The organism is Halomonas sp. M20 (assembly GCF_020622265.1).
GTDB lineage: Bacteria > Pseudomonadota > Gammaproteobacteria > Pseudomonadales > Halomonadaceae > Modicisalibacter.
The window spans coordinates 162570-182117 of record NZ_JACNMQ010000001.1 but is presented as its reverse complement, the minus strand read 5'-3'; the positions used below and the strand labels follow the sequence as shown (position 1 = coordinate 182117).

Below are 19548 nucleotides of genomic sequence, written 5' to 3'. Positions count from 1 at the left end.
GGATTTCATACGATGCTCGAGCTTCGACATCTTCGCACACTCATTGCCCTGCGCGATGCGGGCTCCCTGGTGGAAGCGGCTGAGCGGGTACACCTGACTCAGTCGGCCTTGTCTCATCAAATCAAGGACCTTGAAGAGCGCTTGAACAGCACTCTTTTCTTGCGCAAGACCCGGCCTGTCACCTTTACCCACGCCGGAGAGCGCCTGCTGGAACTGGCGGAACAGATACTGCCTCAGGTGCGCATGGCGGAGCGGGATCTGGTGCGGCTGGCGGGAGAGGAACAGGGTCGTCTGCACATGGCCATCGAGTGCCATAGCTGCTTTCAATGGCTGATGCCCACCATCGATCATTTTCGCGATCACTGGCCGGAAGTGGAGGTCGACATCCCCAGCGGGCGCAGCTTCGACCCCTTGCCCGCCCTGGCCCGGGAGCAGCTCGACCTGGTGATTACCGCCGACCCTCAGCCCCTGGCCGGTGTGCATTACGAGCCGCTGTTTCGCTATGAAGGCTTGCTGGCGCTCTCCCGGCAGCACCCGTTAGCGGACAAACCTTACGTCACTGCCAAGGAGCTGGCGGAAGAAACCCTCATCATCTATCCGGTGGAACATAGTCGGCTGGACGTCTTCACGCAGTTTCTCGAGCCTGCCAAGGTGTCGCCCAAGGAGATACGCACCGCGGAGCTGACGGTGATGATGATGCAGCTGGTGGCCAGCGGACGCGGCGTCTGCGCTCTTCCCAACTGGGCGCTGACGGAGTATCTGGAGCGCGGCTATGTGCGCGCACTGCCTCTGGGGGAGAAAGGGGTATGGAGTACGCTGTTTGCCGCGATTCGCGAAGAGCAGCGTGATCTACCTTGGATGGAGGACTTCCTGCGCACCGCTCGGGAGACGTCCTTTGCGGTGCTGGAGGGGATCAAACCAGCGTGAGAACCGGTTCCTGATCGTTACGAGCGATGGCAAGACCAGGCGAAACTGATCGAAAAGGCGGAGTTTATAAGAGTGAAAGAGCACTTCAAGATCAGTTTTAACGCCGTATTGCCGAGCGAAGTAGGTCAAACCAGCTCTTCAACGTTGCCATTCCAGTACCGTCTCGTAGCCGCCCTGGGGCAGCTGCGGGCTGGGCTCGTCGGTAGACAGTATCAGCCGATCATCGACGAGTTGAATCCGGCGCGCCAACTGACTCCCCTCCCAGCTGGGAATGCTGGCGATTTCGACTTGATGGTGCACCATGCCCTTATGTAACGACCAGCGCCCACCGTAGGCAAAACCACTGCGAAAATGTGCCGCCAGGCTGGCCTCACTATCGGGATCGAGAGATGGTCGTTCACTGGCCACTACCTGCACTGCCATGCGTCCAGGAGCATCGTCTTCGAGCAGATAAAGAAGTTGTCCACTGGCCTGCCCCAGAGGCGCCAGTTCGCGACCATCCGGCCAGCGATAAACGAAGTGCACGAGGGCCCAAGAGCCGTTCAAGGCCTCGGTCGTGATTGTAGTCATTGTTGTCATCACCTTTTTTTCAAACAATGTTTTCCTTTGTGGATTGTACCGATGCTGGAATCAATAGGCTGAACCGTGCGCCGCCCAAATCCAGGCTTTCATCGACTATCACACTACCGCCATGCCATAGCATCACCTTCTGCACGATGGAGAGCCCCAGACCATAGCCACCAGAGCGACGCGTGCGGCTGTTGTCGAGCCGCGCAAAGGGTTTGAAGATATCCATGCGATCGCTCTCGGGCACGCCGGGGCCATCGTCTTCTACATCCAGACGTATCGCCCGGGCATCCTGGGTCAGGCGGATCAGAACCCGTGATTCGGCATGTCGACAGGCGTTGGCTACCAGGTTCTGCAATGCGCGCTGCAAATAGCGGGGCTCGGCAACGACATCGACTTCCTCTCCCGGGGCTACCTCGATACGAATAGAGGGGTGTAGCGAACTCAATGCCTCGACTACCCGCTGGGCCATGGCACGACATTCGACGATATCAGTATCGATACTCCCACCACTGACGTTATCACTGCCCAGGCGCGCATAGGTCAGTATTTCATCGATCAGCTGATCGAGTTCTTCTATATCGCTGTCGATGCCCTTCAACTGCCGCCGTACTGCCTCCTGCTCCGTCATGTCCTCGACCATCTGTGCCGCGAAACGAATACGGGCCACTGGAGTACGCAACTCATGGGACACGGCTCGAATCATCTCCTGCTGCGCACGCAGCAACGACTGCACCTGAGCCGCCATGCCATTGAAGGCCATACCCAGACGCCCCATGAAGTCGCTGCTTTCGACCTTGACCCGGGTATCTAGATAGCCGCCGGCAATCCGGGTAGCTGCCTTCTCCAGCCGAGCCATGCGGGTCTCGACACCGCGTACGATCAAATAGATGGCGCCGGCTAATACCAGCAACGATGCAAGCACCAGCCCCAGGGTCAGGATCAACGGCATGGTGTTGAAAGCGTAGATTGGACCTACATTGAGCCAGCGTTGAGAACCATCCACCGGCGATAGCAATAGCGCATGGGCCGATATCGAGCCCTGCTCAGCCATCCACTGCAGCACGATATCGCCGTCCGCCAGTCGTTCACGTTGAAGAGGGTCGAGCAGCCCGGGCGGGATCGAAGAGAGTGTGACCGGAAGCGACTGCTTTTCCGTCAACGTTTGTAACGGGCGTTCGGGACTTACCATGCCTTCGAGCCAATCCCGCAGGGTATCGACCAGGCCACGCAACTGCTGATCCGAAAGCTGGGCCAGCGTCACCTTCAACAACAGCGGCTCTCCGGGCACTTGGCGCCATAGATGCCATGTACTGCTGTCATCGTCGTATGTTACCAGTGGACGCCCAGCCTCGAGCCGCCGACTTTGGAAGTAGCTGAACAACTGCTCATCCTGACGATACAAGGACAGCTGCATGTCAAGATGTTCACCCTGGCGCTGCAGCCATTGCTTACGCTCGGCGGGCTGCACTTCGCTCAGTAGATTCGTGAGCAGCGCCATGGGCGTATCCGCCAAGCGCTCGCGATAGTGTTCGCGTCGCACCTGATCGACGATCACATAACCCATCATTGCCAACCCGAAGGTCAATACCAGTGCCAATAGCAGCGTGGCATAGACCCGCACAAAGGTACTGTCGGCAAGGGTACGGCGCATGGCTATCAAACATCCTTGACGAAGAGATAACCTTTACTGCGCACCGTCTTGATGCGATGGGGCTGATTGGGATCATCACCGATCTTGGGACGAATACGCGATACCCGAACATCGATGGAGCGATCCTGACCGTCGTACTTGATACCGCGCAGTGCCGAAAAAATCTCTTCCCGGGTCAGTACCCGACCGGCGTTGTCCGCGAGTAGCCAGAGCAGGTCGAATTCGGCGCTGGTCAAATCGATGCGCTCGTTGCTTAGCCAGGCCTCCCGAGTAGCACTGTCGATCAGCAGATCGTTGAAGGTCAGGCGGGCCGCGCCGCTGTTGCTACTTTCGAGCTGATCGCTGCGGCGCATCAAGGCGCGCATACGCGCCAGCAAGACTCGGGGCTGCACCGGCTTGGGCACGTAGTCGTCGGCGCCCATTTCCAGTCCCAGCACCTGATCCATGTCGTCTGTACGTGCGGTCAGCATCAATATGGGACCGGCATATTGCGGTCTGACCCGTCGGCAGATCGACAACCCATCTTCGCCGGGCAACATGAGATCGAGTATGACGATATCCGGTTCCAGTTCGATGATGCGCTCTACCCCATGCGTACCATCAGCCTCGATGGCAACCCGAAACCCGTTGGTTTCAAGATACTCTCGGGTCAGGTTGGCCAAGCGTTCATCATCCTCGACAATTAGTACGAGGTCTTTCTGTTTGCTGTCCAAACTGTCATCCATCCTATTTGGCCTGTTGATACCATGACATCGTGGGTATTCGAGACAATGCTACACCTTGCTACACAAGGTTACGAGATGAACACTCTCTAACATAGTGGAAAGAATCAAATGATACCTAATTTCAACCATATTGCGCTCGACTGCGTTATCACACTTTTTTACTATTTTTTTAGCCGTAGCGTAACCTCGCGTTTTTTCACACAAGAGTGAAACCACTCCCAGCCGAGCCACAAGATATCCACAGGTTGTTCCTCTTGCACCCCTTCTTTTGGCACACTATCTTGTAGTCAAGCTACCCGCGAGCACAATATAATGTGTTTAGCTAACAATTGAACCCAGTGCTGTCAAGACTCGATAACACGACTATTCAAGGCACTGTTGACGGTTTTCGAACCACGTCGTCGACGTAAGATTCCCCATACAACGCAGATTAGGGATTCCGGCACCATGGACACCACTACACTTTCTTCAAACGAGACTTCCGTGAACCTGACGGCCCCCCAACGGCTTCGCGTGATCAAACGCGGTGGCGACTTGGCTGCCTTCAATCCCGATAAGATCTCCGTCGCCATGAACAAGGCCTTCATTGCCGTCGAAGGGGACAATGCCGCCACCTCGTCCCGGGTTCGCGACTTCATCGCCCGTTCCACCGAGCAGATTGCCGAGGCTTTCAAGCGCCGCATGCCCGATGGAGGCACTCTGCACATCGAGGACATTCAGGACCAGGTCGAACTGGCACTGATGCGCGGCGGCGAGCAGAAAGTCGCCCGGGCCTACGTGCTGTACCGTGAAGAGCACGCCCGGGCGCGCCAGGCTGCCGGCGGCGATATCGCCAAGCCTCACCCGACCCTGAACGTCACCCTGTCCGATGGCAGCACCCGCCCCCTGGACCTGGGGCGCATCGAGATCCTGGTGCAGGATGCCTGCGAAGGCCTGGCCAACGTGGATGCCAACAAGATCGTCCATGACTCGCTGAAGAACCTCTACGATGGCGTGACCATGAACGGCGTCGCCACGGCGTTGATGATGACCGCTCGGACGCTGGTGGAGAAGGACCCCAACTACACCTACGTCACCGCCCGACTCCTGCAGGACAACTTGCGCCGTGAAGCGCTTTCTTTCCTGGAGATCGCGGAAGAAGCCACCTTTGGCGAGATGTCGGAGCTCTACAAGCCAGCCTTCAAGGCCTATGTCACCCACGGCATCGAATTCGAACAGCTCGATCCGCGCTTGGCCGAGTTCGATCTCGAGCGCCTGGGCGATGCCCTCGATCACACCCGGGACAACCAGTTCACCTATCTTGGCCTGCAGACCCTGTACGACCGCTACTTCATTCATCGCGATGATGTGCGCTACGAGCTACCCCAGGTGATGTTCATGCGGGTCGCCATGGGGCTTTCCCTCAACGAGGACGACCGCGAGGCCCGGACCATCGAGTTTTACGAGCTGCTCTCCAGCTTCGACTACATGGCTTCCACGCCGACACTGTTCAACGCCGGCACTGCTAGAAGCCAGCTCTCCTCCTGCTATCTGACCACAGTGCCTGACAACCTTGACGGTATCTACGGTGCAATCCGTGACAATGCCATGCTCTCCAAGTGGGCCGGTGGGCTCGGCAACGACTGGACGCCGGTGCGGGCGTTGGGTTCCTACATCAAGGGTACCAACGGCAAATCACAAGGCGTGGTTCCTTTCCTCAAGGTAGTCAACGACACCGCCGTCGCAGTCAATCAGGGTGGCAAGCGCAAGGGCGCGGTCTGTGCCTACCTGGAGACCTGGCACATGGATGTCGAGGAATTCCTCGAGCTACGCAAGAATACCGGCGACGATCGCCGCCGTACCCACGACATGAACTCCGCCAACTGGGTGCCGGATCTGTTCATGAAGCGGGTATTCGACGACAAGGAGTGGACGCTGTTTTCACCCTCCACCTGCCCGGACTTGCACGACCTTTATGGTGCCGCCTTTCAGAAGCGCTACGAAGAGTACGAGGCGATGACCTACACCGGTCAGCTCAAGCTCTACAAGCGGGTCAGGGCCAAGGATCTGTGGCGCAAGATGCTCTCGATGTTGTTCGAGACCGGCCACCCCTGGGTCACCTTCAAGGACCCCTGCAACCTGCGCAGTCCGCAGCAGCACGCCGGTGTGGTGCACTCCTCGAACCTGTGCACCGAGATCACCCTGAACACCTCCGTCGACGAGATCGCGGTGTGTAACCTGGGCTCCGTCAATATGGCCCAGCACATCGTCGACGGTCAGCTCGATGGCGACAAGCTGAAGAAAACCGTGCGTACCGCTGTGCGCATGCTGGATAACGTCATCGACATCAACTACTACGCGGTCCCCCAGGCCAAGAACTCCAACTTCAAGCATCGCCCGGTAGGGCTGGGCATCATGGGCTTCCAGGATGCGCTGTATGCCCAGGGCATCGCCTACGCTTCCGAGGAAGCGGTGAACTTCGCCGATACCTCCATGGAACTGGTCAGCTATCACGCCATCGAAGCTTCCAGCGACCTGGCCGCCGAACGTGGTACGTACCAGAGCTTCGACGGCTCGTTGTGGAGCCAGGGCGTGCTGCCCATCGACTCCATCGACAAGCTCGTGCAGGAGCGCGGCGCCGATTACATCGAGGTCGACACCTCCACCACCCAGGACTGGGACCGCATCCGCGAGAAGGTCGCCAGCCAAGGCATGCGCAACTCCAACGTGATGGCGATCGCTCCGACAGCGACGATCTCCAACATTTGTGGCGTCACCCAGTCCATCGAGCCGACTTATCAGAACCTGTTCGTCAAATCGAACCTGTCCGGCGAGTTCACCGTGGTCAACGCCCACATGGTCAACGACCTGAAGGAACGCGGCCTGTGGGACGAGGTGATGATCAACGATCTGAAGTACTACGACGGCTCGGTGCAGCCCATCGATCGTGTACCGGAGGATCTCAAGGCCCGCTACGCCAGCGCCTTCGAGGTCGAGCCCAAGTGGCTGGTCGAGGCCGCCTCGCGGCGCCAGAAGTGGATCGATCAGGCCCAGTCGCTGAACCTCTACATCGCTGGCGTTTCCGGCAAGAAGCTCGACGTGACCTATCGCATGGCCTGGTTCCGCGGCCTCAAGACCACCTATTACCTGCGTGCGCTGGGGGCTACTGCGGTGGAGAAATCCACTGTCGATCGTAGCAAGCACAACGCCGTGGGCAATGGCTCGTCCGCCGAGACGTCTGCACCGGCGCCCGTTCCTCAGGCTCAGGAGCCACGTGGTATCGAGGACTTCCTCACCGGCAAGGGTGGGCAGCGCGCGCCCTCCGCCGGCGAAATCGATGAACTGGGCTGCGAGGCCTGCCAGTAGCCGACAGGAACGTGCTGCGCTCGATGAACCACAATCGAGCGGCGCCGGCGATAGTTCGCAGCGGAGGTCTTTTGCCATGGCCGGAAAACGATCCATTCCATTCCGGCATTTCCGCCATCCATGGCGGTCAGAGAGCAAAAGTAGCGCCCAAGGAAGGGTTCACAGCGCCTCCGCGCAGAACCGTTGCCGGAACAGCCGCGAATCATCTTGAGTGAGATTTAATAGGAGACTTTCAATGCTGAACTGGGACGAATTCCACGACGACGATACCGTCACCGCACCGGCGCCGAGCCAGGCCCTTAATCAGGCAAAGCCGACGGCTGCACCCAAAACCGAAGCCAAGGCGGAGACGGAAGTCAAAGAAAGTGCCGGCGCCTACAAGGTCGCCGACACCGACCGCCTTGCCCGAGCCGAACAGGCCCTGGACGAACTCGATATCGCTGCGGGTCTGGAAGAGCTCGAAATGGGCGCCGGTCGCGTGCAGGTCGACGACAAGCGCATGATCAATGCCCGGGCCGACGTCAATCAGCTGGTGCCCCTCAAATACGACTGGGCCTGGCAGAAGTATCTCGACGGCAGTGCCAATCACTGGATGCCCCAGGAAGTGAACATGAACGCCGACATCGCCCTATGGAAGAGCCAGGATGGCTTGACCGAGGACGAACGGTTGATCGTGATGCGTTCGCTAGGCTACTTCTCCACTGCCGACTCGCTGGTAGCCAACAACCTGGTGCTGGCGGTGTACAAGAACATCACCAACCCCGAATGCCGCCAGTACCTGCTGCGCCAGGCCTTCGAGGAGGCGATTCATACTCACGCCTACCAATACTGCATCGAATCCCTGGCCATGGACGAAGGCGAAGTCTTCAACATGTACCGCGAAGTCGATTCCGTGGCGCGCAAGTCCGCCTGGAGCCTGAAGCACACCCAGGCCCTGGGACGCCCGAATTTCCAGACCGGCACTCCGGAAACCGACCAGGAGTTCCTGCGCAACCTGATCGGTTTCTACGTGGTCACCGAAGGCATTTTCTTCTACTGCGGCTTCAGCCAGATCCTCTCCATGGGTCGGCGTAATAAGATGACCGGCGTCGCTGAGCAGTTCCAGTACATCCTGCGCGACGAGTCCATGCACCTGAACTTCGGCATCGACATGATCAACCAGATCAAGGTCGAGAACCCGCACCTGTGGACACCGGAATTCCAGGACGAAGTCACCCAAATGATCCTCGAAGGTACCCAGCTCGAGATCGAATATGCCCGAGACACCATGCCTCGCGGCGTGCTCGGCATGAACGCCGCGATCATGGAAGAGTACCTGCACTTCATCTGCAACCGCCGCCTGGCGCAGATCGGTTTGAAAGAGCAGTTTCCGGGTGCCAGCAACCCCTTCCCCTGGATGAGCGAGATCATCGACCTTAGAAAGGAGAAGAACTTCTTCGAGACCCGGGTCACCGAATATCAGGTTGGCGGTGCGCTGAGCTGGGATTGATTCAGCAAAGTGTTGGTCTTTGCGTTGCATTTGCGCAGAGACCAATAAAAAAACGCCCGAAGCGGTAACTTCGGGCGTCTCGACTGCAAGGGTGTGCGACCACCCCTAGCCGTTCGGGTAGGCTAAGCTACCAAAAGCGGAAGCATTGTCTTCCTCAGTCTAGCTTAGGTCAAGTTGGTCGCCTCACTATTGAAGGAGATTAGCCATGGCTAAGACTGGATCCGGCAATAAGAAGGTGCATGTTCCTGCACATACCAGGAAGACATCTTCAGGTAAGCCTGTTCGCGTGCCTGAGCATTACCGCTCAACACCGAACTGACCGTGCAAAAGGGCTCCCCATAAGGGGTAGCCCTTTTTGTACTATCCTCACCTACACAATAGAAAGCTGCCATTGCAGTGACGCCCTTCGGCAACGATCGCGCTCCAAGCCATGTACCAGTGACATTGACCGCAGTCATGATGATGAAGCGGGGAAGGTGTTACCGTAACGTGTAGGAGGTATCTTTCATGACTGAACGCAAGAGCATCATCACGCGGGTCTATGTTCCAACCTACGTTCGCCAGCTCCCCAACGGCGAGCGGGTCACGGTTCCCGGCCATTACAAAGAGTCGTCACGCTGACATTCAAGCGCTCCATCCACTCAAGGATGGGGCGTTTTGTATTGGTGGCTCTTCAATCATTGAAACACGCCGAGGAAACCTTCATGGAAAAATAATACATCTTTCGAGAAAGGCATGGTCAAAAACATCTACGGCACCGGCTATTTCCTATTGATGAATACCGGCGGCACCCCGGTCATGTCGCAGAATGACCGGGTCACCACGATTGCCTGGGGGCTGGATGGCAAGATCGAATATGCCCTGGAAGGCGCGATCTTCATTGTGGAAGCCGTGCGGCGCCCCATGGACTGGGAACGTGACGAGGGGGAATGATCCGCCATCATTCAGGCAACCAACGACTACACGCCATAGGGCTCCTTCTCTTTGCTGACGGAGTCGCAGAGTGCCACCGCCGAGCCCGACGACAATTCAACAAACTCCGAAATGCTGCAGGGGTAGCGGTGCGCCTGAAACATTATACGCTGCGCTTTGACATCCAATCCTCGACGTCGGGAATGGCTATCTGACACTCCTGGTCCAGATAAGGCGAACTGATGATGAAGTCCGCACTGGTAGCATTGCAGGCGACGGGAATATTCCACAAGGCAGCCAAGCGCAGCAGGGCCTTGATATCGGGATCATGAGGCTGAGGTGAAAAAGGATCCCAGAAAAAAATCAGCAAATCGAGCCTCTGCTCGGTGATGAGTGTGCCTATCTGTTGATCGCCTCCCAAGGGGCCGCTCATCATCGCCGTCACTGGCAAGCCGAGATGCTGGGTTATTCGGGTCGCCGTGGTCCCAGTACCCGTCAGTTCATGTTGTGCCAATACGGGCTGCCAGCGCGCGGCCCATTCCAACATTTCTTTTTTCTTGTCATCGTGGGCAATCAAGGCAATGCGCTTGCGTGTGGGTAGTGTTCGGTGGGTCATTTTTCGAAGATGAGAATCGGTCATGCTGTTGTCTCGCTTATCATTGGCCCAGAGAAATACGTTTCGTCATCGTACTATCAACATGCCATACGCATCAGCTAGCGCCACACCGACAACCGACACATTGTGCCTCTATTCGAGCGATGCCGTAGTGTAATGCTTGCTAAGATGCAACTAAGTAATTGCTGAATAAAGTGCCGAGCGAAATAAGCGGGCGTCGCTACGCCACAAGGCGCACGGGGCGCAGAAGGCGAGACATAACATGGGGTTAAGCGAGTCTTCGAGCACCGCGCAATGCAGTAATTTGTTCGCGTAGTCATTTATACAGTGATTCTCTAATGCCCTTGAAGCAATATAGTGATACCCACCGCTCTTTACTTTCACGATTGTAGTCACCATGCCATCAGCTTGTCTTTCTTTTGAGTTTTTGAAACGTCTGAACGTTGTCACTACACCTGTATTTCTTGCGTTTGCGCTGCTGATCATCTGTTTTCCCCCCGGGCTACTCGCTCAGCAGCCCGATGATGCCTCTGAGGTGACAGCAGTCATCGGCGCACGCACCATTCTCACGGACTGGTCGGACCCGCTGGCCGCCTTGGGTACACTGCGGGCCAACGAGAGCGTCACCCTATCCTCCACGGTGACCGACACCGTTGAAGCGCTAAATTTTGAGGGCGGCGAAAAGGTGGCGAAGGGCCAGGTGCTGGTGCGCCTGTCCGCCAGTGAGGAACGCGCCGACCTGAAGGCCGCACAGACACTACGTGAAGAGCGGGCCAACGCGGTGCAACGTCTGGCCAGATTGCAGCAGCGCGATCTGGCGCCCTTGGCGGATCTCGAGGACAGCCGTACTCAATTGCGTCAGGTCGAAGCGGAAATCCAGGCGCTCCAGGCACGACTCGATGATCATACGATACGCGCCCCCTTCGAGGGCGTCGTCGGTGCGCGCCAGCTCAGTATCGGTACGCTTGTGACGCCGGGCAGCGAGTTGGTGACCCTGGATGACGTGGAGCGTCTAAAGCTCGACTTCCGCATTCCCGAAGTTCAGCTGGGCATGATGGCGGTTGGTCTTCCCATCGTCGCCACAAGCAGCGCCTATCCGGACGAGGTGTTTGAAGGCACCGTCAGCATCATCGACTCCCGAGTCGATCCCGTCAGCCGCAGTGTCGGGGTTCGCGCCCTGCTGAACAACGACGAGCGCCTGCTGCGCCCTGGCATGCTGATGCGCGTAACGGTGACACGTGCGCCGCGCCAGACCCTCGTGATCCCTGAAAGCGCCCTGGTGCCGCAAGGTCGGCGTCAGTATGTGTGGGTCGTCCGGCAAACAGAAAATGATGAAGTGAAAGACGATCATGTCGAAAGCGCCCCAGTCGAGCGCCGGGAAGTGGAAATAGGCTCTCGCCGGGAAGGTGAGATCGAGATCCTCGAAGGCCTCGAGCAAGGCGACATGGTGGTCAGCCACGGCGGCGATCGTCTGCGGCAAGGCGTTCGGGTACGCTTGATCGGTGTCGTCGATGAGAACACCAGCGTCAGCGAGATTCTCGATGCCCAGCGCAGCGAGGACGACAACTGATGCTGCTGTCGGACATCTCCGTTCGGCGTCCGGTGCTGGCGATCGTCATCGCGGCGCTGATCGTGGCCTTCGGCCTGCTGGCCCTGACCCGACTGCCGCTGCAGGAATATCCCACCATTGATCCGCCCATCATCAGCGTCGATACCCGCTATCCTGGCGCCTCTGCAAACGTGGTGGAAACCCGGATCACCCAGGTGCTTGAAGACAGGATTGCGGGTATCTCCGGTATCCAGGTGATCTCTTCGAGCAGCCAGGACGGGCGCTCCAGCATCAGCGCCGAGTTCCGCCTCGACAAGAACATCGATGATGCCGCCAACGATATTCGCGATCGTATCGCCGGCGCTCGGGACGAGTTGCCGGATGAGGCGGAGGCGCCGGAAATCAGCAAGGAGGATGCCAGCTCCGATGTAGTGATGTGGCTGGTGCTGGCCGGCGATGGCTACACCTCCCCGGAACTGACGGACTATGCGAATCGCTACCTGCTGGATCGCTTCTCGGTGCAGGAAGGCGTATCGCGGGTGCGCGTAGGCGGCGATCGGGAATATGCCATGCGAGTGTGGCTCGACAGCGACGCCCTGGCGGCGCGAAATCTGACCGTCGGCGATGTCGAGAGCACGCTGCGTGAAGAGAACGTCGAACTTCCCGGGGGCTCGCTGGAATCGAGAGATCGCCAGTTCATCCTGCGCCTGCCGCGTAATTTCGCCACCCCGGAGGATTTCCAATCCCTGGTGCTGGATCAGGACGCCAACGGCTATCTGGTGCGCCTGAAGGATGTGGCCCAGGTGGCGCTGGGTACCGTGGAAGAGCGCTCCCTGTTTCGCGGCAACGGCGTGCCGGTCATAGGCCTTGGAATAATCAAGCAATCCACCGCCAATGTCATGGCGCTATCCGAAGCGGTGCAGCAGGAAATGGAGCGCATCGCCCCTACCCTGCCGCCGGGCATGTCGCTGCGGCTCAGCTATGACGCCTCGGAATTCGTCGCCGGTGCGATAGATGAAGTTGTCATTACCCTGGGAATCGCCATGGCGCTGGTGGTGGTGTCCATCTTCATATTCCTCGGCAATCTGCGCACCACCCTGGTACCACTGATCACCGTTCCCACCGCCCTGATCGGCACCTTCGCCATCCTTGCGATTCTTGGGTTCACCATCAACCTGCTGACGCTTCTCGCGCTGGTACTGGCGATCGGCCTGGTGGTGGATGATGCCATCATCATGGTGGAGAACATTCACCGGCGCATGCACCTCTACGGTGAAACGGCGCTGGTGGCTTCTTTTCGAGGCGCCCGCCAACTGACCTTCGCCGTGGTCTCCACCAGCCTGGTATTGATTGCAGTCTTCGTGCCACTGAGCTTTCTCCAGGGCGATATCGGCCGACTGTTCACGGAATTTGCCCTGACCCTGGCGGCGGCCATTGCTATCTCGACCCTGTTGGCGCTGAGCCTGACGCCCATGCTGACCTCAAAGATTCTTTCCTCACAGATGCATGAAAGCGCCATGGCACATCGCGTGGCGCTGGTGCTTGGAGCCTCTCAGCGTGTCTATCGTCGCCTGCTGGAACATGCCCTTGCGCTGCGCTGGTTGCTGGTGGGTGTTTTTGCCGCGCTACTCGTCGGAACTGCCTGGCTCTATACGCTGCTTCCGGCGGAGTACACTCCTCGGGAAGATCGTGGCACCTTCTTCGTCATCGTCTCCGGCCCGCCCGGCGCCACCTACGATTACATGCTGGACTACATGAACGAAGTCGAGGCGCGCCTGTTGCCTCTACGCGAAAAGGGCGAAGTCGATCGTATATTGGTGCTGGCGCCGCTCAGCCGTGGCGGCCCCAGCGAGAACTTCAATACCGGCTTCGTCATTGCAGGCCTCAGTGACTGGTCCGAGCGCCGCGCTGCCTGGCCGATCATGGACGAGATCGGCGAACGTCTCGACGACCTGCCCGGCGTGCGGGTTTTCCCCATCATGCGGCGCGGCTTTGGCGGCAGCACCGAGCAGGCGATGCAGTTCGTGCTGGGCGGCGGTACCTACGAGGAGCTGGTGGCGTGGCGCGATACCTTGATGGAATACATTCGTCAGGACAACCCGCGACTCCTCAATCTGGAGAGCGACTATGAGGAGGATCAGCCGCAACTGCGGGTCGAGATCGACTACACCCAGGCGGCGGATCTTGGTGTCACCGTCACGGAAATCGGTCGCACCCTGGAAACCCTGCTGGGCGGGCGCAACGTCACTCGCTTCGTCGATCGCGGCGAGGAGTACGATGTCATCCTCGAGGCGGAGCGTGGCATTCACACCTCTCCCAACGCCCTGGACAACATTCGCGTGCGCTCGGCGCGTACCAATCAACTGATCCCGCTTTCCAGTCTGGTGACCCTGACGGATTATGCCGGGCCCAGCACCTATAGCCGCTACAACCGCCTGCGCGCCATCACCCTTCAGGCGGACCTGGCGGACGGCTACTCCATGGGCGAGGCCTTGAGCTATCTGGAAGCCACGGTGGACGAGATTCTCCCGGCGGAAGTACAGACCGATACCAAGGGCGCCGCCCGGGATTACCAACAGTCCAGCGGCGATACCACCTTCCTGTTCGTGCTCGGCGTAATCGTGGTATTTCTGGTGCTGGCGGCACAGTTCGAGAGCTTCGTACATCCCTTGGTGATCATGCTGACGGTGCCGCTGGCCATTGGCGGTGCATTGCTCGGGCTTTATTTGACGGGGCAGTCCCTCAACATCTACAGCCAGGTGGGCCTTGTCATGCTGGTAGGGCTTGCCGCCAAGAACGGCATCCTGATCGTCGAGTTCGCCAATCAGCTGCGGGACGAAGGCCGGGAATTTCGCGATGCCCTGATCGAGGCATCGCTTACCCGACTGCGGCCGATCCTGATGACCTCGGTCACCACCATCGCCGGGGCCGTGCCTTTGATTCTCTCTTCCGGCGCCGGTGCCGAAACCCGGCTGGTGCTGGGCACGGTGATCTTCTGTGGCGTTGCTGCCGCGACGCTCTTCACCCTGTTCGTGATTCCGGTGGCCTACGATCTACTGGCGCGTCATACCGGCTCACCCCAGGCGATTTCCCGGCGGCTGGAACGCGAAATGGATTCCACGTCTTCGTAAAACCCAAGTAAAGCTGACGAGTCAATATTACTCCGCGAGGAACTGCCGGAGCCCATCGCTTGCTCAATGCTTTAACAACGCCTTGAACGCTTTTTATCACCGTTCGCCATGCCATGTCCTCGCTACATCTTCACAAAAAAACGGGCAGCTCTCATGAGCTGCCCGTTCGGATGATACTGAACCCTATCTAGCCCTTGGGTCCGAATATCAACCAGAGGATAAAGCCAATCAACGGGAAGAAGATGAGTACAAGAATCCAGATGACCTTAGCCAACGTACTGGCGCCGCTTTTGGCTACCTTGACGATGGCCCAGATGACGATGATCAGCCAGATCAGACTCAGAATGCCGCCGAAGGCGTTACCTAGGCTGCCGAACAAGTTATCCATACATACCTCTCCATAAACAATCGTTAGATGCTTCCGTTCGCCATCAGCATGATAGCACAAGCTTGAATTGCGACCTTATTATGTCAGCTTGATCTCGACAATCCACTACCGCTCATTGAGTAAGGGCACTGTCGAAATCTCTTGAGAGCTTTTACGCCACCTCTTTTACTCCATCTAGTGATCAATAGCTTTATCTAAAACAAAACGGGCAGGCCATTCATGGCCTGCCCGTCATCGACTTCACCTTGAATCGCTACCCCTTGGGGCCAAACAATAACCAGACAATCAGGCCGACCAGAGGAAATACCAGTAGCACGATGATCCAGACTATCTTGGCAAGCGTACTGGCCGCACTTTGAGCGACCTTGACGATAGCCCAGATGACGATGATCAGCCAGATCAAACCTAACAGGCCACCTACTTCGATACCCATGAACACATTCCTTTTATAGCTTCAACGTTCATCCGCTTTTACAAGTAGCATAACCTATTGAAGCGACACAACTACATCCACTAACGGTACCGTTAACCCCATATGGTTTCGCTCCCCTGCAAGCCGATAAATCCTGACATCAGTATTACAAGGGAGCGTGATTGATCACCGATAGATCTTCATTCACCTCGAAAATCCGGGACTGAATATCCTCGATTCCCATTTCGCTTAGTCGGCGGCTATGTTTGTCGAGATAGGCTGCGGCCTGCTCACGCGTATTAAAAAGATAAACGCCCCCGGCCAGCTTCGCTTCAGCATCTTGCGTCCACAGTTTCCAGTAAAAACCCGGCTCGTCATTGATAGTATGTGCAAGAGATTGCATGGCTTCGACCATTGCCTCGTCGAAGGGCCCATCGAAAGGAAAGTGAACCTGCAATACTACGGCCATGACGCCTCCTTCTTGATGATAGAAGATCGGTACCTACTACCGATCTCAACCTTGTCCTGTCGGTCTCAACACCATCTTGGCCCCCCGGATCTCGATATCGAAACGACTAAGGAAGCTCATCCCCAGTAGCGCGGTACTGCCTCCGAGCCCAGGGTTTATCGAGCCGCGTACGTCTCTTGCCTTCAGGCTGCCCAACTCGATCTCATCGATCGTCGTCAAATGCCCGCGAACGCGCCCGTTGGCGGTGTTGAAATCCGCGGTGGCACCTCGCTGCAATCCAAGGCGATCCGCAAGAGTCGTGGGTACCGAGACCAGGCTCGCCCCGGTGTCCAGCAAAAACTCGACTGGCTCGCCGTCGATATATCCCGTGGCAACGAAGTGTCCTGACGCATTGCGCTCAAGGGTAACCGGTTCGCCATCCTCCGCAATCCGGTCAAGATTTGCATTGGGGTTGTACCGTTCATCGATGAAGCCCTGAAACCACCATACCCCAAAGCCCATCACGATCAGCCAGAACAGCAGCATCATGCCGATTCCAGCCCGTCGTACCGCCTTGTCCTCGTCGTTCACGGTGCCTCCGGCGGCCCCTTGAGCTCGACGGTATTGCCCTCCGGGTCGTTGATGTAGATAGAAGGCCCGGTACCCTCGGCACCGTAACGCTGCACGATCTCGCCGGGGTCGACACCCAGCTCCCGCAAGTACTGCTGAATGGCCTCGCCATCGAAGGGATCGAGACGCAGGCAGACATGATCGACGTTGTGTCCTTCCTCCCCCGGCGCCGCGCCGCCCATGCGGCCGAGTTCGCCCTCCACCGGCACCAGGTCGATCAACGAAGTACCAGCGCGGTGCTGAATCAGCCCGATCTCCTCGTTGGTTTTCTCGACGGGGCAGTTGAGCACCCGTTCATAGAAATGCTGCATCGCCTGCCGATCCTTTACCCGCAGCACGATATGATCGATGTTGCGCACCTGAATCATGAGATGGTTACTCCCGTTCGAGATTGGCGATCCGGGCATGGCTGCCCGCTCATATGGGATACTTGCACTTTATATGGCATTACCAGAGCTGGCATCGCTGCCACGCTCGAGCCGGTGAATGGCGTCATCCCCTTGGCGAGCCAGGGCCTGCAGGCGATCGATCTGCTCATCCAACCGAGGGAGTGCTTCCCGGCGATAGCGAGAGACATCGTCGATGGCCGCCAGCACGTCGCCGAAGGCCTGTTCGAGTTTTTCCATATCCAGCATGGTAGAGGCAGAGCGGTTCTGGATCTCCACCCCCTGGCTGCGCAAGGACTTGGCGGTGCCGGCGATCATGCCGGAGGTGGTGGCGTTGAGGGCTTCGACCCGATCGAGCACCAGGCGCTGATTGGCCAGGGCCAAGGCCACGGTGACCGCCACGGTCAACGCCGAGACAGTGACGTTGATGGCCCGATCCACGCCGCGAATGAGTTCCCGGTTGTTACGAATCACTACTTCCAAAGCCAGTACGCCTTGCTGACTGACCGCCAGTTGCTGCTGCAGATCCACGATGCGCTGTCGTAGCGGGAAAAGCAGCTCCTCTTCAATGAAAGCCCGTTTGGGATCGCTCTCTTCCAGGCTCATCACGCGTCGCTCCAGACGCTCGTCGATCAACCTGCCCAGGGCGATCTGGTGCTGTAGCTGACCCAAAATGTCTCGTAGCGCCGTCTGATCGTCACTCAGGGTCAGATTGTCGCGACGCAGCATGTCGCGGCCCTCTTCAAGATCGCGAATGATGGCATCGAGTGCTTGCTGGGCACTTTCGTACTTGCGGAAATAGCGCTGAAGCCCGTTGCCGACGCCGGGAATGCGGGCCATCAGCTTATCGAGGCCGCCTCGCGTCAACTTGTGCCGATTGGGGTCGAGATGAGTCATTCGCTCCCGCAGGCTAGTCAAGGCCTTTGCCACCGGCCCGCCGTCCTCGCCGTGATGGGCAAGCTTGCGAATGGGCGTCTGCAGCATTTCGCTGCGATAGGCGGCCTGGCGCTGTATGTCGCTGCCCATCTCATCCACGCTGCGACGCTGGCTTTCCGCAGACTCGCTCCGGGCCAGCAGATCGTCGACGAAACTGTCAGCTTGGGCCGCGAGTGACGCCTCGTCCTCCTGGGGCTTGCGAGACTCGAACTCCCCCTGCAGGTTCCTTGCGATTTCCTCTGCCGGCGGCAAGCGCAGCTGTTCTGCCGCCCGTGCCCTGTCACGCTCATCACTCATCGATTCGTCACCCCTTTGATACCCGTCATTGCTATCTGCCATTAACATAGTGCATCAGCGTGGCCGCCCATAGCGCTCGGCCCGCTCGACGAAATGACTCAGATCGCGCAGGGCCTGATCCGCATCGATCGAAGCCTGAGGGCGGCCAGTCTCGATGCGCGCCATGGTCACGGCGGCATCGTCCAGGGCAGTCAACGCAGCTTCGTTACGCGCGCTGAGTTCATCCAGATGCTGCTGGGTTTCTGTGAGCAGCGTCAGGCGCCGCTCCAGGGTGGCGCGCTCGGTCAGGCTCAGGCTATTGCGCTCCCGGGACAGGCGACGGCGCACGAAGTCGCCGTCCACGCCAGCGATGCCGCTGGCCTGGGCGGCCATGCTGGTCAAGTTGTCCACCGCGGCAAAACAGACTTCCGAGACCAGGGTGCGGGAGCGCTCGAAGGCGAGCTCGCTGGTATCGAAACGCTCCTGCAACACCTTCGTGACCCGCAGGTAGCGGTTGTATAAACGATCCGCCTGCACCGCGAGCTGAGGCTGGCTTACGGCAATCAAGCGCTCCTTGGCGGTACACAGCGCACGGATGACGTCGTCTGCGTTCATCGGGGGATGTTGCGGATCGAGAGTGGCGCCACCCTTTTCGCTGGCCTCCTGGGCCTGCTGTTGCTGGCGACGCGCCTTCTCGGCATTCAGTTGCGCTTCGAGACGACGCTGCTTCCGCTTCATCAGCCAGCCACGAATTCGCCGCTCGATCGGTACGGCGACTGCCACCGCACCCAACCCCGCAAGCCAGCCCAGCAGGCTGGGGCCAAAACCGCCCCAAAGCGAGGTCATCCACAGCAGCATGGCAACGAAAGGTACCGTCAGCCAGTAGCGAATGACCACCTGGAGACGGTCCGGCATCAGCGTACCAAGGGCCAACCCAGGGCTGATCATGCCGATCAGAAACCAGGGCAGGCAAGTGATGAAGAGCCCGTAGGCAAAACCTTGAAGAAATCCGAGCATGGAAATGGGGCCTGTCGACTCAGAAACAATTGGGTTTCCGCGGTGGTCTGCGGCTCATGTGACAATGTGACTTAGAGAAGAGATATGGGCGTGTCGTTCGTTTTTCCACCAGAGAATCATAAGTACCATCTTCTTGATCC

General features: G+C 58.4%; 17 protein-coding genes. 6 read left to right on the top strand and 11 right to left on the bottom strand.

What is annotated here, in order from left to right; all coding sequences use genetic code 11:
- Positions 1 to 12: 12 nt before the first annotated feature.
- Entirely contained in the window at positions 13 to 927 is a 915-nt protein-coding gene (locus H7850_RS00925; RefSeq protein ID WP_227367523.1) for a LysR family transcriptional regulator, read from the top strand.
- 138 nt (positions 928 to 1065) lie between these two features.
- Here the strand turns inward: H7850_RS00925 and H7850_RS00920 are convergent, their stop codons facing one another.
- The 3 genes from H7850_RS00920 to H7850_RS00910 are packed head-to-tail and all read right to left on the bottom strand — an operon-like array spanning position 1066 to position 3873.
- Complete coding sequence (locus tag H7850_RS00920) at positions 1066 to 1497, bottom strand: lipocalin-like domain-containing protein (RefSeq protein WP_227367522.1); 432 nt, start codon at positions 1495 to 1497, stop codon at positions 1066 to 1068.
- Between the two features lie 19 nt (positions 1498 to 1516).
- Positions 1517 to 3148, bottom strand: a complete 1632-nt coding sequence (locus tag H7850_RS00915) for an ATP-binding protein (RefSeq protein ID WP_227367521.1) — start codon at positions 3146 to 3148, stop codon at positions 1517 to 1519.
- Between the two features lie 5 nt (positions 3149 to 3153).
- Positions 3154 to 3873 (bottom strand): response regulator, encoded by a 720-nt coding sequence (locus H7850_RS00910; RefSeq protein ID WP_319799253.1) that lies wholly within the window; start codon positions 3871 to 3873, stop codon positions 3154 to 3156.
- A 447-nt stretch (positions 3874 to 4320) separates the two neighbouring features.
- Here H7850_RS00910 and H7850_RS00905 point away from each other — a divergent pair, with 447 nt between their 5' ends.
- From H7850_RS00905 to H7850_RS00895, 3 genes are all read left to right on the top strand, one after another.
- Positions 4321 to 7218, top strand: coding sequence for a ribonucleoside-diphosphate reductase subunit alpha (locus H7850_RS00905; protein WP_227367520.1), 2898 nt, complete (start codon positions 4321 to 4323; stop codon positions 7216 to 7218).
- A 235-nt stretch (positions 7219 to 7453) separates the two neighbouring features.
- The gene (locus tag H7850_RS00900; RefSeq protein ID WP_227367519.1) at positions 7454 to 8707 is read left to right on the top strand and encodes a ribonucleotide-diphosphate reductase subunit beta; all 1254 of its coding nucleotides are present in this window, start codon (positions 7454 to 7456) and stop codon (positions 8705 to 8707) included.
- Between the two features lie 735 nt (positions 8708 to 9442).
- Entirely contained in the window at positions 9443 to 9640 is a 198-nt protein-coding gene (locus tag H7850_RS00895; protein WP_227367518.1) for a hypothetical protein, read from the top strand.
- A 142-nt stretch (positions 9641 to 9782) separates the two neighbouring features.
- On the opposite strand, the gene H7850_RS00890 is transcribed toward H7850_RS00895, so the two are convergent.
- Complete coding sequence (locus H7850_RS00890) at positions 9783 to 10259, bottom strand: methylglyoxal synthase (protein WP_227367517.1); 477 nt, start codon at positions 10257 to 10259, stop codon at positions 9783 to 9785.
- Between the two features lie 403 nt (positions 10260 to 10662).
- Here H7850_RS00890 and H7850_RS00885 point away from each other — a divergent pair, with 403 nt between their 5' ends.
- On the top strand, positions 10663 to 11805 hold the full coding sequence (locus tag H7850_RS00885) for an efflux RND transporter periplasmic adaptor subunit (protein WP_227367516.1): 1143 nt from the start codon (positions 10663 to 10665) through the stop codon (positions 11803 to 11805).
- A complete protein-coding gene (locus tag H7850_RS00880; RefSeq protein WP_227367515.1) occupies positions 11805 to 14915 on the top strand; it encodes an efflux RND transporter permease subunit in 3111 nt (1036 codons plus the stop codon). Before H7850_RS00885 ends, H7850_RS00880 begins: the two co-directional genes overlap by 1 nt.
- A gap of 187 nt (positions 14916 to 15102) precedes the next feature.
- Here H7850_RS00880 and H7850_RS00875 read toward each other — a convergent pair whose 3' ends face one another.
- The 7 genes from H7850_RS00875 to H7850_RS00845 form a co-directional block, all read right to left on the bottom strand.
- Positions 15103 to 15303: a PLDc N-terminal domain-containing protein gene (locus H7850_RS00875; protein ID WP_048306141.1), complete on the bottom strand. Its 201-nt coding sequence runs from the start codon at positions 15301 to 15303 to the stop codon at positions 15103 to 15105.
- Positions 15304 to 15556: 253 nt separating this feature from the next.
- Positions 15557 to 15736 carry a PLDc N-terminal domain-containing protein gene (locus tag H7850_RS00870; RefSeq protein ID WP_227367514.1) on the bottom strand — a complete coding sequence of 60 codons (180 nt, stop codon included), beginning with the start codon at positions 15734 to 15736 and terminating at the stop codon, positions 15557 to 15559.
- Positions 15737 to 15881: 145 nt separating this feature from the next.
- The gene (locus H7850_RS00865; protein ID WP_227367513.1) at positions 15882 to 16184 is read right to left on the bottom strand and encodes a monooxygenase; all 303 of its coding nucleotides are present in this window, start codon (positions 16182 to 16184) and stop codon (positions 15882 to 15884) included.
- Between the two features lie 45 nt (positions 16185 to 16229).
- Entirely contained in the window at positions 16230 to 16754 is a 525-nt protein-coding gene (locus tag H7850_RS00860; protein ID WP_227367512.1) for a TIGR02281 family clan AA aspartic protease, read from the bottom strand.
- The gene (locus tag H7850_RS00855) at positions 16751 to 17161 is read right to left on the bottom strand and encodes a VOC family protein (protein WP_227367511.1); all 411 of its coding nucleotides are present in this window, start codon (positions 17159 to 17161) and stop codon (positions 16751 to 16753) included. The genes H7850_RS00860 and H7850_RS00855 overlap by 4 nt, the downstream gene beginning before the upstream one ends.
- Positions 17162 to 17230: 69 nt before the next feature.
- Positions 17231 to 18412, bottom strand: a complete 1182-nt coding sequence (locus tag H7850_RS00850) for a toxic anion resistance protein (protein ID WP_227367510.1) — start codon at positions 18410 to 18412, stop codon at positions 17231 to 17233.
- Between the two features lie 54 nt (positions 18413 to 18466).
- Positions 18467 to 19408 carry a cobyrinic acid a,c-diamide synthase gene (locus H7850_RS00845; protein WP_227367509.1) on the bottom strand — a complete coding sequence of 314 codons (942 nt, stop codon included), beginning with the start codon at positions 19406 to 19408 and terminating at the stop codon, positions 18467 to 18469.
- Between the last annotated feature and the right edge of the window lie 140 nt (positions 19409 to 19548).